Consider the following 13,468-nt stretch of genomic DNA (forward strand, 5'->3'; position numbering starts at 1 on the left):
AGGGCGTTACCTCGCGGACTCGGAAAAGACATAGGCAAACTCACCGTTTTCTACACGAACCTGAACCTGGGTTGCCGGTGTCCCGAGTAACAAGCGATTGAGAAATTCAGTACTGATAGCCGGCAACATCGAATGAGTCAGAATCGCGTCAATCATCCGCCCGCCGCTTTCCAGTTCGGTGCAACGACTGGCGATCAGTTGCACCACCGCTTCGCTGTAGGTGAACGGCACCTTGTGAGCAGCGGCGATGCGTTGTTCGATCCGCCCCAATTGCAGGCGGATGATGCTGCCTAGCATGACGTCGCTCAGTGGGTAATAAGGGATGACTACCAGGCGCCCGAGCAACGCGGGAGGAAATACCTGCAACAGCGGTTCGCGCAGAGCCTTGGCTATCGCATCCGGGGCTGGAACGGCCTGCGGATCACGGCACAGGCGGCTGATCAGCGGCGTGCCGACGTTGGTGGTGAGCAGGATCAACGTGTTCTTGAAGTCGATGATTCGGCCTTCGCCGTCCTCCATCCAGCCCTTGTCGAACACCTGGAAAAACAGCTCGTGTACATCCGAATGGGCCTTCTCCACTTCATCCAACAACACCACGCTGTAGGGCTTGCGCCGCACCGCTTCGGTGAGCACACCCCCTTCGCCATAGCCCACGTAGCCGGGCGGCGCGCCCTTTAGGGTGGAAACGCTGTGGGCTTCCTGGTACTCGCTCATGTTGATCGTGATGACGTTCTGTTCGCCGCCATACAACGACTCGGCCAGGGCCAGGGCGGTCTCGGTCTTGCCCACCCCGGAGGTGCCCGCGAGCATGAACACACCCACCGGTTTGCCGGGGTTGTCGAGGCCAGCGCGGGAGGTCTGGATGCGTCGCGCGATCATCTCCAGCGCGTGATCCTGGCCAATAATCCGCTGGCCCAGGCGCTCGGCCAGGCGCAGCACGTTGTCGATTTCATTCTTGACCATGCGACCCACGGGAATACCCGTCCAGTCCTGTACTACAGAAGCAACGGCCTGTTCGTCTACGCAGGTCAGCACCAGCGGATGCTCGCCTTGCAGGGTTGCCAACTGGTCCTGCAACTGGCGCAGTTGCGCCAGGCCGTCGGCGCAATCAGTCGCTTCGCCCAGTTGGCGGCGCAGGTGCTGAATCTGCTCCACCAGGGCCCGCTCGTTATTCCAGCGCCCTTCTACCTCATCCAGACGTTGGCGTTCGCTCGCCAGTAACGCTTGCACCGAAACGCGGCGGCTGAGGGTGTCCACGCCAATGGCCGTCTCACGCTCGATGATTGTCAACTCGGTTTCCAGGGAATCGATACGTCGACGGCTGTCGTCCACCTCAGCCGGAGTGGCGTGCAGGCTGATGGCAACACGGGCGCAAGCGGTGTCGATCAGGCTGACCGCCTTGTCCGGCAACTGCCGCGCCGGGATATAGCGGTTGGACAGGCGCACGGCGGCTTCCAGCGCCGAATCAAGAATGTGCACTTGGTGGTGATCCTGCAGGGTTTCGGCAAGGCCACGCAGCATCAACAGAGCTCGCGCCTCGTCGGGCTCATCCACTTGCACGACCTGGAAACGCCGTGTCAGCGCCGGGTCTTTTTCGATGTGCTTCTTGTACTCGGCAAACGTCGTGGCGCCCACCGTGCGCAAGGTGCCACGGGCCAGTGCCGGCTTGAGCAGGTTAGCTGCATCCCCCGTGCCCGCCGCCCCACCGGCGCCCACCAGGGTGTGGGTTTCGTCGATAAACAACACCACCGGTTTGACACTGGCGTGTACTTCATCGATCACCGAACGCAGGCGCTGTTCGAACTCGCCTTTCATGCTGGCGCCCGCCTGCAACAAGCCAACGTCAAGGGCGAGCAGTTGCACGTCTTTCAGGCTGGGCGGTACATCGCCACGGGCGATGCGTTGGGCAAGCCCTTCAGCGATGGCGGTCTTGCCCACGCCCGCCTCGCCCACCAGGATCGGGTTGTTCTGCCGGCGGCGCATGAGGATGTCGATCACCTGGCGGATCTCTGGATCACGGCCGACGATGGGGTCCATCTTGCCGTTGCGGGCTTGCTCAGTGAGGTCGACGGTAAAACGCTTCAACGCTGCCTGCTGATTTGCGGGAGCCAGCGCCCCGAGGTCTTCGCCCGGCATTTGATGCCCCTCGCGAGCCTCCATCAACGCTTCGGGAGAGCCATTGAGCAAGGTGTCGAACTGCTCGCTCAGGTCATCGACCCCGACCTTGTTGAACTCACGGGACACGCCATACAACCCATTGCGCAGGGCCGGGGTTTTCAGCAGTGCCAGCAGTAAATGACCGGAGCGTACCTGGGTCTCACCGAGCATCAGCGTGGCGTAGACCCACGCGCGCTCGACGGTTTCTTCCACCTGTGAAGAAAGGTCGGTAACCGAAGTGGAACCCCGGGGCAAACGGTCTAGAGCCGCCGCCAGGTCGCGTGCCAGTACGCTCGTGTCAAGGCCGTAGTGACGCACCAGCCGCAACAGGTCGCAGTCGGCCAGTTGCAGCAACTGCTGCAGCCAATGCACCAGTTCCACATAGGGGTTGCCACGCAGCTTGCAGAACACTGTGCTGCTTTCAATCGCCCGATAGCACAGGCTGTTGAGTTTGCCGAACAGCGCGACGCGACTGATATCAGCCATGGTCAGGTCCTTGTGAAGTAAAAGAGAGACGTGGATTGATCAGCAACTGCCGGTCATCTGCCAAAGGGGCCATGCTTCTCAGCCAACTGATGCGGCCCAAGGGCGCGGAACCGAGGCGCAAGCCTGGCAGGTGTTGTTTCTTGACGATCAGGTTGATATCCCAGTCCATCACCAGGCCGGCGTACTGGCGGACCCAGTCCCGCACCCGGGGCAAGCTGTCACCGCCGGGCAGCAGGCGCCGGGTTTGTGCCAGGTCCAGAGGGCCGATCTCCAGGCGGAATTTGTGCTGGGCATTCCAGACCTTCCTGCCCATGACCGTGTCCTGGCCGAGCACAGCGGCTTGCGGGCCGCTGCGCAACACACACAGGCCATCCTCGGGCAACTTCATCCAGTGGCCAACAAACTGCTTCACCTGCACGGGCATCCCAAGGTAATCACCCAGCAACGCAGCGAGGCCTTCGGCATTGCGCACCTGGGGCCCCAGGCGTCCGGCAAAATGCAGCTTGGCCACGTCCGGCAGCGTGTCGCGACCCAGCAACGATGCCTGGCCGATCCCTATCAATGACCCCAGGTACTGGGCGAACCGATCTGCCCCTGGCCGGTCCAGGCTCACCGCCGGTTGGGCGCTGGCCCAGGCGCGGTAGAACAGGCTGATCATGCGGTGATGGAATACATCGAAAAATGCAGCGGGCGTCGGGTCATTCCGATTGCGCTGGCGGTCACGAACGTATTCGGTCAAGTGAATCGGCAAGGGGCCATTGGCGCCCATCAGGCCGAAGAAATTCAGCAGCAGCTTAGGCGTGTTACCCGGCTTGAGCGCTGCGAGCATCGCCGGTTCGAACGCCAGTGACGGTTGCTGGCCAAATCGCACCGTCTCATCCGCAGAACGCGCAGCCTGACCGATCCGCGGCAAGTGCGGGAATGCACACTCCAACTGGCGCAAAGCCGCGTAGAAATCAAAACGTGCCGGGTGCGCTTCAAGGGCATCGAGCAAGGTCAGAGGATCTCGCATCGGCCCACCCGTGCTGGCCACTGCATGATCACTCCACGCGTGGTGCTTTTGATCAGTGTTTCGGTGAAGCTATTAAGCGACACGTACCTGGCAAAAAACTGCTCCAGCACCGCCCCCAGAACAAACACGCCGGCACCTTCGAACGCCGCTTCGTCCAGGGTCACGCAGACCTGCAAACCCCGCCCGTAACTGATCGGCCCCGGCAATGGCAGGCGCCGCACAATGCTCTGGGCACTCACCGAGCACAGGCCCTCGATCTGCTTGTGGGCCACCTCATCTTCGACACGGCAATACAGCCGCAACAGGTCGCGAAAGGCGTTGGCGCCCTGCCCTTTGTCCTGGCCCAGCAACGACAGGTAATTGAGGGACAAGTGGCTGACCAGCCGCCACGCCGTCTCGCCTTCGGCGAAGGATGGCGCGGGCATCGTCGGCCCGGTCATGCAACGCACCGCCTGCACTGGCGCGCCGGACTCGACACTGAAATCGGTACGGCCCCCGCCCACCGGCATGCTCAGCACCAAGTCGCGGTTACTGCACAGTGTGTCGATGCCCAACTGGCGCAGATCACTGCTGTGAGGGGCGTCAAACGCGTCCACCAGGGACAGGAACACTTCGCTGCCCAGGTAGCTGGAGCGCGGGCCCTGACGTTGCTGCTGCTCGGACAATACCCGCGCATCGCGGCGCACCTGGTAATAGGCGTTCGGCGGTGTGTGCCCTTGCAGGTCATTGGCGCGGTAGAACGACTCGAAGGTTTGGCTGGCCTGGGTATCATTGCCATAACCGGTCACGCCTTGGATCTGGTAGATCTCGTAATCCATCGGACGGGTACGGTCGGGGACCACGTGGTACTCCGCTTGCTGATCGGACAGGTGCACGCGCTCGGCGCGCATCGGGAACAGGTTGATCGCCGGGGTGCAGTACAAGGCGAAGTTGGCGGCGCTGAGGCCTTGCTCCAGCAACGGGTCGAGTTTCTTGAACAACACGATCACGTCCAGTTGTTCATCAGCGCACCGGCTGATGCTGCTTGCCAGCCCGGTCACTTGCGCAAACATGAAACGCTCGGGCATGGCGAAGTACTCTTGCAGCAGCCGATAGCCCTGAAACGAACGCGGGCCGCAGGGCAGCAACGCTTCGCTATCACTGTACCCGGCGCTGCGAATCGCACTTTTGGGCAAGAAGTGGTGCCAGTCCGCAGGCGTCTTCACCGGCATCACCAGCACCCCGACCGCCTGGGCCAACAGGTGTTCGAGGATGCGCGCGGGCATGGCATCGCCGCCACGCATGTGCAGCGGCAACTGATCAAGCGCCAGGTCGCTGAATGCCAGGCCGGCACCGGTGCGAAGGCGCAGGCGCAAGGCGGCATTGACCGGGCCGAGACGCGACAGGTCGACACCCGCGACTTGCCCGCCACAGGCAAAGTAGCGCGCCTCTACCAGCTCTACTGGCCACAGGGTCACGTCGTGGGCGGTGCGAAACTCGCAGGCTGTTTGCTCGCCTTTGCCCAGTTGGCTGTGCAGTGCAGTGCCACGGGGCACCTTGAAACCGGCGGCCAGGCTACCCTCGCTCAGGTCCGGCTGAAGCTGCACCACCGCCATCGATGGCGTGGGCGCCAAGTATTGCGGGTAGACCAGTTCCAGCAGGTGATTGGTAAAACGCGGGAACTCGGCATCGATCTTCAACTGCACCCGCGCCGCCAGAAAGCTGAACCCCTCCAGCAAGCGCTCCACATAGGGATCGGCGCAGGCGTAGGTTTCCAGGCCCAGGCGACCGGCGACCTTGGGGTATTCGCGGGCGAATTCAGCGCCACCTTCCCGTAGGTGAGCCAGTTCACGTTCGTAGTAGCGCAGCAGTTTGGCGTTCACCGCACGTCCCTTGTCTCGATATCGAATAGCCGAGCCTCACCTGCTTCCAGGTCGAGTTCGGTCTTGAGGTACAGGCGCTCGGGCAACGGTTGGCCCCAAAGTTCGCCGTGAATTTCAAAGGCCATCTGGTTCGGGCCCGCTGTTTTGCCGGACGGTGCGACCGGTATCACGCGCACGCTGTCACGCAAAATGCGTGGTTCAAAATCCCAGATTGCCTGACGAATACGCCGCCCCAACGCTTCACGATCCAACCCAGCGGCGGTTTTGCCGGCCAAGTCCAACAGGCCAAAATTGAGCACCGATTGACTGGCCAACGGGTAGGCACTGAGGTCGCGAAAACTGCCCAGGCTGCTGCTGTTGAGCAGCCAGCCGAGATCGCGCAGCACCGCCTTGCGCAAATCGCGCATGGACAACACGCGTTTGTCCCGTGGCTCTACGACCTGCTCGCGGTCGTCATCGCTCAGACGGTCAAGCAACGACGGTTGCAGGCGCTCCCGACTGGTCAGCTCCCCCATGATTTATTGCTCCTGTAGTGAGCGGGCTTGTCGAATCGTCGCACCGCCCGCGCTGGGGGGCGAAGCGGCTCCAAAACCGGAAAACTGGGCTCTACCTGGCAGAGCGCGTCGGCCAAATTAGGGCTGCTTCGCAGCCCAGCGCGGGACAAGCCCGCTCACTACAAGGCTCAGATGGGTTGGTTCTTTTCCAGGTCCCACTTCTTCGGCGTGCCGGTTTTCACGGTGTCGCCGGCAAAGGCGTTGAACTCGTAGCTGATGGTGGTGAAGTTGATGGCGATGGTTTCAGTCGGGCGCTCGCCGTTACTGCTGGCGGAGTAGGCGCTGATGATCGCGCCGCCCAGGATGAGCTTGAGAAACACCTGCTGTTTCTTGTCCGAACCGCCGGTCTGGATGAAGTGGATCTCGGCATCCCCCAGGCTCTTGCCGCAGACTGCTTGCATAAACAGGTCGGCGGAAGACAGGTCCGTAACCCGGGTCAGGGAGATTTCCGAAAACGATGGATTGCTGGTGTCACGGTCGCCGCCGCCACTGGTGGAAATCGCCCGGCCCACGCCCATTTGAAGCGCGTCGAGGGTGATCCAGTCTTTGTGCGCGTCAACAGTGGAGGTGCCTTTGATTGGGGTGCCAGTGAAGTTCATCAGGATCATGCGGATTACCTTTCAGGTGGGTTAATTTGATTGGGTAGAAGGCAGCTTCGAAACCAACCGCAACGACACGGTCAGGCCTTCAAGCTGGTAGTGCGGGCGTAGGAAAAACTTGGCGCTGTAGTAGCCTGGGTTGCCTTCGATTTCCTCCACCACCACTTCGGCACCGGCCAGCGGTTTGCGCGCCTTGTCAGCGTCCGAGGCCGTGGCCGGGTTGTGCTCCACGTAGCGACCGATCCAGTTGTTGAGCCAGGTCTGCATGTCGTCACGCTCTTTGAACGAGCCGATCTTGTCGCGCACGATGCACTTCAAGTAATGCGCGAAACGGCAAGTGGCAAACAGGTACGGCAGGCGCGCGGCCAGGTTGGCGTTGGCACTGGCGTCTGGGTCGTCGTACTCGGCGGGTCGGTGCATCGACTGCGCGCCGATAAAGGCCGCCAGGTCGCTGTTTTTCTTGTGCACCAGGGGCATGAAGCCGTTCTTCGCCAGCTCCGCTTCACGGCGGTCGCTGATGGCGATTTCGGTTGGGCAGGTCATGTCCACACCGCCGTCGTCGGTCGGGAAGGTATGCACCGGCAGCCCCTCCACGACACCACCGGATTCGATACCGCGAATCTGCGAGCACCAGCCGTAGTGCTTGAACGAACGGTTGATGTTCACCGCCATCGCGTAGGCGGCGTTGGCCCAGGTGAAGTCCTTGGCACCAGTGGCGCTGGTGGTTTCTTCGAAGTCGAACGCGTCCACCGGGTTGGTCTTGGCACCATAAGGCGCACGGGCGAGAAAGCGCGGCATTGCAAGGCCCACATAGCGCGAGTCCTCACTGTCGCGAAAACTGCGCCAGGCTGCGTGCTCCGGGGTCTGGAAGAGCTTGGTCAGGTCACGCGGGTTGGCCAGTTCCTGCCACGACTCCATGAGCATCACGCTGGGGTCGGCGGCGGTGATCAACGGGCAGTGGGCCGCAGCACTGACGCGCGCCATCTGGGTCAACAACTCCACATCCGGCGCGCTGTTGTTGAAGTAGTAATCGGCGACGAACGCACCGTAGGGCTCACCGCCGAACTGGCCGTATTCCTCTTCATAGAGTTTCTTGAAGAGCGGGCTCTGGTCCCAGGCCACCCCCTTGAACTTGCGCAAGGTCTTGTGCGCTTCGCTCTTGGAAATATTCATCACCCGGATCTTCAACGACTCGTCGGTCTCGGTGTTGTTGACCAGGTAATGCAGGCCACGCCAGGCACTTTCAACGCCCTGGAATTCCTCGTGATGGAGGATGTGATTGATCTGTTCAGTGAGTTTCTGGTCCAGCGCAGCGATCAACCCCTCGATAGTGCCCAATACGTCATTGGGTATCAGGCAGGTGCCTTGCAATGCCTGCTCAGCCAAGGTACGCACGGCAGTTTCCACGGCTTCCTGGGCCCTGTCGGTCTTGGGCTTGAACTCTCTTTGCAACAGGCTTGCGAAGTCGCCGGTATCGAACTCAGCAGTGACCGGCGACTGTCCGGTCTGTTCCGATTGCGTAGCGGACATGACGTTATCCTCCAATTTTGGGCAAAAGCGTCCTCGTGCCGGGGCAAACGAGGCTCCGGCAAGGTGAGCAGTCAGTCGGTTATTCCGGTTGGTTGGGCGCAGCGCTCAAGGCTTGCATCACACTTGGATCGGCCAGCACGCCGGCCAACAACGCCTCGGCGCCGACCTTGCCGTCCATGTAGGTCAACAGGTTCGATAGTTGGCTACGGGCGGTGAGCAATTGGTTGAGGCTTGGCACCTTGCGGGCGATGGCGGCCGGGCTGAAGTCGTCCATCGATTCGAAGGTGATTTCTACCGGCAGGTTGCCTTCGCCGCTCAGGGTGTTGGGCACCTGGAATGCCACGCGAGGTTTCATGGACTTGAGGCGTTCGTCGAAATTGTCGACATCGACCTCAAGGAACTTGCGCTCAGCCACCGGCGGCAAGGGCTCGGCAGGTTTACCTGAAAGATCGGAGAACACACCCATGACAAAAGGCAACTGCACGGTTTTCTCCGCGCCGTAGATCTCCACGTCATATTCGATCTGGACACGTGGCGCCCGGTTGCGCGCGATGAATTTCTGACTGCTTTCTTTAGCCACAGGACTGGCTCCGTTGAGTGAGGCTGATGCAAAGGGATCAGTTGCCGCTGTCACGCATACCGCTGACCACCGCCAACTGGGCAAGACCGTCGGGAGCGAGGTCCTGCAGCAATTCCATGAAGTTCTTGTCGATCAACTGCTTGGCCCGCAGCAGCAAAAACGGCACCGGGCTGGCAGGCTCGTGAACCTGGAAGTAGCGACACACGCGGTCGATGGCTTGGCGCGCGTCTTCACGGCTGTTGATCTCGTCACGGATGAGCCGCGTCGTCGGCATAGCAACGCCAACCGCAGGCACATCGATTTGCGGTGGGTCACGCCGAGTGACGTGCGCCGCACGCCGCAACAGTGTGACCAGACGGCTCAAATCGATGGCGCGGCCGACGCCAACCTTCTCCGTCAGTAAATGTTCGATCTGCACGCTCAGGGCCAGGGCCTGTGCCAAAGCCTGGGCGGTAGCGCCCAGCTCGCGCGGGTCAGCCTCGGCCAGGGCGCCCTCAAGCAAGGCCGGGCTGAGGTCACCGGTTAGCTCATCGTTGGCCAGATCGATCTGCCGCAGATTCAGCGTCCCCACACTGCGGGCGCGAACCAGTGGCGCATCCAGCAGGTCACGCAGCAGACCGCCGGGCTCGCACAGGAACGCCAGGATATTGATGCGCAGCAGCGGATCGTTATTGTCGAGGGGGTCGAGTTGGGGGTGCAGACCGTCCCAGCAGTTATCCAGCAACCCATGGATCAACTGCAGGCCGGCAGCCAGGCCCGCAATGCCGTGCACGTTGAGCTGCGCACGGGTCAACCAGATGGCCAGTCGCAAGTCACGGCTGCTCTCCAGCAGCGGCAAGGCGAGCAGTGTCACCCGCTGCCAATTGGGGTCGATGGCCTGGGTGATGGTGTCGCCGTATTGCACCTCGGGCTTACCCAGGACCTCCTCTTCCAGTTCCAGGAATTCGGGGGCATATTCAAGGTTCTGGCCACCGCCATCGACCTCACCCAAGGGCTGGGCAAGCGCGGTGAAATCCAATGGTTGAGCGTTGGTGGGCAGGCCCATCTCAAATCCCTCGTTCAACGTGTTCTGGAAGTAGAACAAGCTCGGTTGGGATTTATAGGTCAATGGGCTACGAAGAAATGTAGGTGGAATCATGCAGAGTTGTGGGACTTAACTCTGCGTAAAGGTAAGTAAAGATTCGGGCCAGAGCGCTATATTGCATTCGTCGCGCGTTAGCGTGGTATTGCAAACAGGGGACGAAAGCTCAGCGAAGGCTCTATTTCGACGCGCTCAGTACTTAGGCATAACGAGTGCATCCAGCGTTTGCCGAAGGTGGGAATGGGCGGGTAAGCGAATGCCAAAAGTCTCCTGCAGCAAGGTCAGCAGCTCATCGGCACTCTGGGCCGTGTATTTCTCGCTCGGCCGATCCAGGTAGTGCACGGCGTAGTTGGCATTGTTCAGGGTATGGCGTTTACCCTCGGCCAAGCGTGCAACCTTGAGCTGGCCTACGAACGGTGACTCCGGGTGCGTGGACACGTACCAGTTGCCGATGGTGTAGTCGATATCCCCCTGCATTTGCAGGTCGAACACATACAGCCCACGCCACTCCTCGGCGACCTGCGCCCACAAGGTGTAACTGCCCTGCCCGTCGAACGTCAGCCGATACGGCTCATGGGCCGTGGCCTGCACCGCTTCGCTGTCCAGCAACAACGGAGTGCTGGGCACCATGCCGCCAAAGCCGACATCCGTGATGTAGCGCACACCGTCCAGAGTCACCAGACTCAGGCGATGAGTACGCGCCGTGTGCGCATCTGCCGGACCGCCCATCACTACTCGGCCGGTGATACCACGGGCGTCGAAACCCAGTTCCTGCAGCAACGTCAGGAACATCTGGTTCAACTCATAGCAATAGCCGCCCCGTCCATCCAGCAGCACTTTCTGCTCCACGCTGGGCAGATCGATGGGGACCGGCAGGTGCAGCAGCGTCGACAGGCTTTCAAACGCAAAGGTGCAGACGTGGCGCAGTTGCAGATCCTGCAGGGTTTGCAGGGTGGGCGGCGGCGGCGCGTCGTAGCCCAGGCGTTGAAGGTAGAGCGAGCGATGGGTCAGGCGGGACATTGCGCGATCCTTGGGCACAGGGCGAAGGCATCACTATGCCGCGCCAGCACGCAGGTTGTCATTTTGAATGAACCTTTTCAAAGACTTCCCTATCCATTGATAACAACACAGGGAGGCAACATGAGCACCGCGAAAATCTACACCATTAACTATCAACTGCACGGTCAACCGAAGTCCTTTGTGGTGCGCGCCGAGGTGATGAACAACGCCGAGGCCTGGCACTGGGCGGCGGTGGATGCGGATATTGCGCATGTGAGCCGCGTAGGGCGCGTTGGGCATGAACAGGTGAAGAAAACGACTCGACCTTGGGCAGAAAAGTTTGGAATTACCGAGGTCACGTGGATCGCACCTAAATGAACCACAAGCCCCGCACGACGGCGGGGCTTGGCTTACTTCTTCAGGTCGCCCAACGGATCGTAGGGCGGCTTTTTTTGAGGCGCCTGTTGCTTGTCCAACGGCGCGATGGCCGGACCGACCGGGTCCACCTGAGGATCGGATACATCCGGCGAATCCGGATCAAACCCCAGCTCATCCTTACCACTCCCATGCTCACCCGAATGCGGGCCTTTCGCAGGATTATTCACAGCAATCTCCTCGCTTACAGTGGACGGGCCTTGTCGTGCAGGTTTTCCAGGTTTTCCTCGACTTGCTCCACGTCGTCGTTCTGACGCTCCGCCGGGTCGTTGGGACGCAACGCATCGTTGTCGCGCTCCTCTTCGCCGGGTGTGCGGTCAGGATTCGGGGTGCCGGGTGGCGGCTGTTTGTATTCGGCCATGATGGTTCACCTCAATGGGTCTACACAGGTTTAGAGAAACCGCGATGAGGCATCGTTCAACTTGATTGCCCAGACATGCGAAGATGCCACCCCGCCCCTTCTGGAGACTTGAACCGGATGTTCGAACTCAAACCCTGCGACCCCGTCACCTTCCGCCAGCAAACCCGCCGCAGCACGTTGATCGTGGCCGTGCTGTTCCTGGTGCTGGCCATGGTGCTGTCGACCCTGGCAGTGATGCTGTTCGGTGAACCTGGCGGCGATAACTTTCGCTTCAATGTGGGCGGTGTATTTGCCGGCGTGCTGATTACCGTGGCGCTGGTACGGGGCCCGTTCTGGACACAGCCGTGGCTGGCGGCGGCGGTGTACGGCTGGCAGCTCAAGCGCTGCCTGATGAGCGTGACCAATGTGATGCACAAGGTCACTGAGCGGGTGCAGGCCAATGATCCGACGGCGATCAAAGTGCTGCGTTTCTATCATCTGGGGCTGACGCAAATGCACGAACTGGACGCGAACTCCAGCGCCCAGGCGCAGATGGTGGGTGAGATCGAGGCGCATAAGGCGAAGATGCAGGCGTTGGGCATCGATACCGAGCAAACACGCTTTGACCCCGCGTGGATCGACGGTTTGAAAAACGCTTGAATGATGGCGGCGTGAAGTGTCGGCACCAACGATTACGGCGTGGAAACCTTTGCTCGCCAGCAGAACACCGCGCTCACGGCAATCGCTGCGCCGGCCACGCCGAACACCCAGGGCGCCGAGGCTATCGGCAATAGCAGGCCGGCCAGCAACGGCCCCAGGCCTGCACCGATATCCCGCCACACCGCGTTGGACGCCAGTGCCGAGACACGCATCGACCCCGGGTTACGCTCGGCCACCAACGTCGTCACCAATGGCAGTTGCAACGCACGCAGTACCAGCACCGCCGCTGCGCCGAAAATCACCCAGTAACTGCCAAATGCGCTCAGGGCCAGGGCGCTGAGGAACGAAAACAGCAACAGCATCGACGTGGCGCCAAAGCGCTGTGCCGCCCTGCCGCCCAACGGGCTCAGAAGCATTTCAGAGACATACCGCAGCGCCATCAAGCCGCCGGCGATCAGCACCGCATCGCCACCAAGCAGTTTCTGCGCCTGGATCGACAAGCCGAAGATAAACAGCCCATCCAGTGCCACGCCTTCGATAAACGACCACATTGCCACGCTGTCCGGCCACTTGAAGCGCCGTCCCGGCGTGCTGTGCAGGTTGTGGCCGAGTGCCGGCAAGCCGCGCGCCATCCACAAACCCACCAGGCAGCAACCCGCCAGGATCAGAAAAATTGGACGTGGCCCGGCCCACAGTGTCAGCCACCCACCCAGGGGCAGCGCGAGCATCGGCCCAAGGGCGATCAATGCCCGCGAACGCCCGGCTCTACGTGCGGCGCCCGTCGGTTCTGAAGTGGCCAATACCTGGGTCGACAGGTTCAGCGCTGCAAAACACAGGCCCCACACCAATCGCAGGCCGAGCAACGCGGCGAAGCCGGACAACATCGAGTTACCCACGGCACACAGCGTTGCGGCGCCGGCGGCGATCATGCAGGTGAGACGGTCACCGTTGCGCGCGTAGAAATTGAGCACATGCCGGTAACCGAAAATCCGCACCAGGCGGTTGGCGGCCAGCAGCACACCCGCCTGGGCCAAGGTGATACCGAAGGCCTGGGATTCCATGGGCAGCAGCAGGTAGAGCAACACGTCGCTGGGCAAGCACAGCGCCAGGGTCAGCGCGGCGCGGCGGGACTGGGTGTCGGCGGTGCGAAGGGCCTGGCTGGTCATAATTCTG

At 61.4% G+C, this 13,468-nt stretch carries 14 protein-coding genes; 2 read left to right on the forward strand and 12 right to left on the reverse strand.

Annotation, left to right across the window (positions count from 1 at the left end):
• Positions 1 to 6 precede the first annotated feature (6 nt).
• The 9 genes from tssH to CFE47_RS15795 all read right to left on the reverse strand — a co-directional run bounded on the left by tssH (position 7) and on the right by CFE47_RS15795 (position 10,881).
• Positions 7 to 2,643 (reverse strand): type VI secretion system ATPase TssH, encoded by a 2,637-nt coding sequence (tssH, locus tag CFE47_RS15755; RefSeq protein ID WP_286838285.1) that lies wholly within the window; start codon positions 2,641 to 2,643, stop codon positions 7 to 9.
• The gene (gene tssG / locus CFE47_RS15760; RefSeq protein ID WP_286838287.1) at positions 2,636 to 3,655 is read right to left on the reverse strand and encodes a type VI secretion system baseplate subunit TssG; all 1,020 of its coding nucleotides are present in this window, start codon (positions 3,653 to 3,655) and stop codon (positions 2,636 to 2,638) included. Before tssG ends, tssH begins: the two co-directional genes overlap by 8 nt.
• Positions 3,640 to 5,517 (reverse strand): type VI secretion system baseplate subunit TssF, encoded by a 1,878-nt coding sequence (gene tssF / locus CFE47_RS15765; protein ID WP_286838289.1) that lies wholly within the window; start codon positions 5,515 to 5,517, stop codon positions 3,640 to 3,642. The genes tssG and tssF overlap by 16 nt, the downstream gene beginning before the upstream one ends.
• Positions 5,514 to 6,032, reverse strand: coding sequence for a type VI secretion system baseplate subunit TssE (gene tssE, locus CFE47_RS15770; protein ID WP_286838291.1), 519 nt, complete (start codon positions 6,030 to 6,032; stop codon positions 5,514 to 5,516). Before tssE ends, tssF begins: the two co-directional genes overlap by 4 nt.
• 167 nt (positions 6,033 to 6,199) lie before the next feature.
• Complete coding sequence (locus CFE47_RS15775) at positions 6,200 to 6,679, reverse strand: Hcp family type VI secretion system effector (protein ID WP_286838294.1); 480 nt, start codon at positions 6,677 to 6,679, stop codon at positions 6,200 to 6,202.
• A gap of 21 nt (positions 6,680 to 6,700) precedes the next feature.
• The gene (gene tssC / locus CFE47_RS15780; RefSeq protein WP_286838297.1) at positions 6,701 to 8,200 is read right to left on the reverse strand and encodes a type VI secretion system contractile sheath large subunit; all 1,500 of its coding nucleotides are present in this window, start codon (positions 8,198 to 8,200) and stop codon (positions 6,701 to 6,703) included.
• Between the two features lie 79 nt (positions 8,201 to 8,279).
• A complete protein-coding gene (gene tssB, locus CFE47_RS15785; RefSeq protein ID WP_286838299.1) occupies positions 8,280 to 8,780 on the reverse strand; it encodes a type VI secretion system contractile sheath small subunit in 501 nt (166 codons plus the stop codon).
• Positions 8,781 to 8,817: 37 nt separating this feature from the next.
• Positions 8,818 to 9,825, reverse strand: a complete 1,008-nt coding sequence (locus CFE47_RS15790; RefSeq protein ID WP_286838301.1) for a type VI secretion system protein TssA — start codon at positions 9,823 to 9,825, stop codon at positions 8,818 to 8,820.
• A gap of 228 nt (positions 9,826 to 10,053) precedes the next feature.
• Positions 10,054 to 10,881: an arylamine N-acetyltransferase family protein gene (locus CFE47_RS15795; protein WP_286838304.1), complete on the reverse strand. Its 828-nt coding sequence runs from the start codon at positions 10,879 to 10,881 to the stop codon at positions 10,054 to 10,056.
• Positions 10,882 to 11,001: 120 nt separating this feature from the next.
• Here CFE47_RS15795 and CFE47_RS15800 point away from each other — a divergent pair, with 120 nt between their 5' ends.
• Positions 11,002 to 11,238, forward strand: a complete 237-nt coding sequence (locus tag CFE47_RS15800) for a DUF6555 family protein (RefSeq protein ID WP_135288835.1) — start codon at positions 11,002 to 11,004, stop codon at positions 11,236 to 11,238.
• Between the two features lie 32 nt (positions 11,239 to 11,270).
• On the opposite strand, the gene CFE47_RS15805 is transcribed toward CFE47_RS15800, so the two are convergent.
• Positions 11,271 to 11,465: a DUF6021 family protein gene (locus tag CFE47_RS15805; RefSeq protein WP_185706594.1), complete on the reverse strand. Its 195-nt coding sequence runs from the start codon at positions 11,463 to 11,465 to the stop codon at positions 11,271 to 11,273.
• A 14-nt stretch (positions 11,466 to 11,479) separates the two neighbouring features.
• Positions 11,480 to 11,656: a hypothetical protein gene (locus tag CFE47_RS15810; RefSeq protein WP_286838308.1), complete on the reverse strand. Its 177-nt coding sequence runs from the start codon at positions 11,654 to 11,656 to the stop codon at positions 11,480 to 11,482.
• Between the two features lie 117 nt (positions 11,657 to 11,773).
• Between CFE47_RS15810 and CFE47_RS15815 the strand changes: the two genes are divergently transcribed.
• A complete protein-coding gene (locus CFE47_RS15815; protein WP_286838309.1) occupies positions 11,774 to 12,295 on the forward strand; it encodes a DUF3087 domain-containing protein in 522 nt (173 codons plus the stop codon).
• Between the two features lie 32 nt (positions 12,296 to 12,327).
• Here the strand turns inward: CFE47_RS15815 and CFE47_RS15820 are convergent, their stop codons facing one another.
• Positions 12,328 to 13,461, reverse strand: a complete 1,134-nt coding sequence (locus CFE47_RS15820; RefSeq protein ID WP_286838311.1) for an MFS transporter — start codon at positions 13,459 to 13,461, stop codon at positions 12,328 to 12,330.
• Positions 13,462 to 13,468 lie beyond the last annotated feature (7 nt).

Source organism: Pseudomonas sp. PGPPP1 (assembly GCF_002255865.1).
GTDB lineage: Bacteria > Pseudomonadota > Gammaproteobacteria > Pseudomonadales > Pseudomonadaceae > Aquipseudomonas > Aquipseudomonas cremoris.

Coding starts and splice junctions, on each gene's coding strand:
- tssH (WP_286838285.1), bottom strand. CDS start 2,643: ATGGCTGATATCAGTCGCGTCGCGCTGTTCGGCAAACTCAACAGCCTG.
- tssG (WP_286838287.1), bottom strand. CDS start 3,655: ATGCGAGATCCTCTGACCTTGCTCGATGCCCTTGAAGCGCACCCGGCA.
- tssE (WP_286838291.1), bottom strand. CDS start 6,032: ATGGGGGAGCTGACCAGTCGGGAGCGCCTGCAACCGTCGTTGCTTGAC.
- CFE47_RS15775 (WP_286838294.1), bottom strand. CDS start 6,679: ATGATCCTGATGAACTTCACTGGCACCCCAATCAAAGGCACCTCCACT.
- tssC (WP_286838297.1), bottom strand. CDS start 8,200: ATGTCCGCTACGCAATCGGAACAGACCGGACAGTCGCCGGTCACTGCT.
- CFE47_RS15790 (WP_286838301.1), bottom strand. CDS start 9,825: ATGGGCCTGCCCACCAACGCTCAACCATTGGATTTCACCGCGCTTGCC.
- CFE47_RS15795 (WP_286838304.1), bottom strand. CDS start 10,881: ATGTCCCGCCTGACCCATCGCTCGCTCTACCTTCAACGCCTGGGCTAC.
- CFE47_RS15800 (WP_135288835.1), top strand. CDS start 11,002: ATGAGCACCGCGAAAATCTACACCATTAACTATCAACTGCACGGTCAA.
- CFE47_RS15810 (WP_286838308.1), bottom strand. CDS start 11,656: ATGGCCGAATACAAACAGCCGCCACCCGGCACCCCGAATCCTGACCGC.
- CFE47_RS15815 (WP_286838309.1), top strand. CDS start 11,774: ATGTTCGAACTCAAACCCTGCGACCCCGTCACCTTCCGCCAGCAAACC.
- CFE47_RS15820 (WP_286838311.1), bottom strand. CDS start 13,461: ATGACCAGCCAGGCCCTTCGCACCGCCGACACCCAGTCCCGCCGCGCC.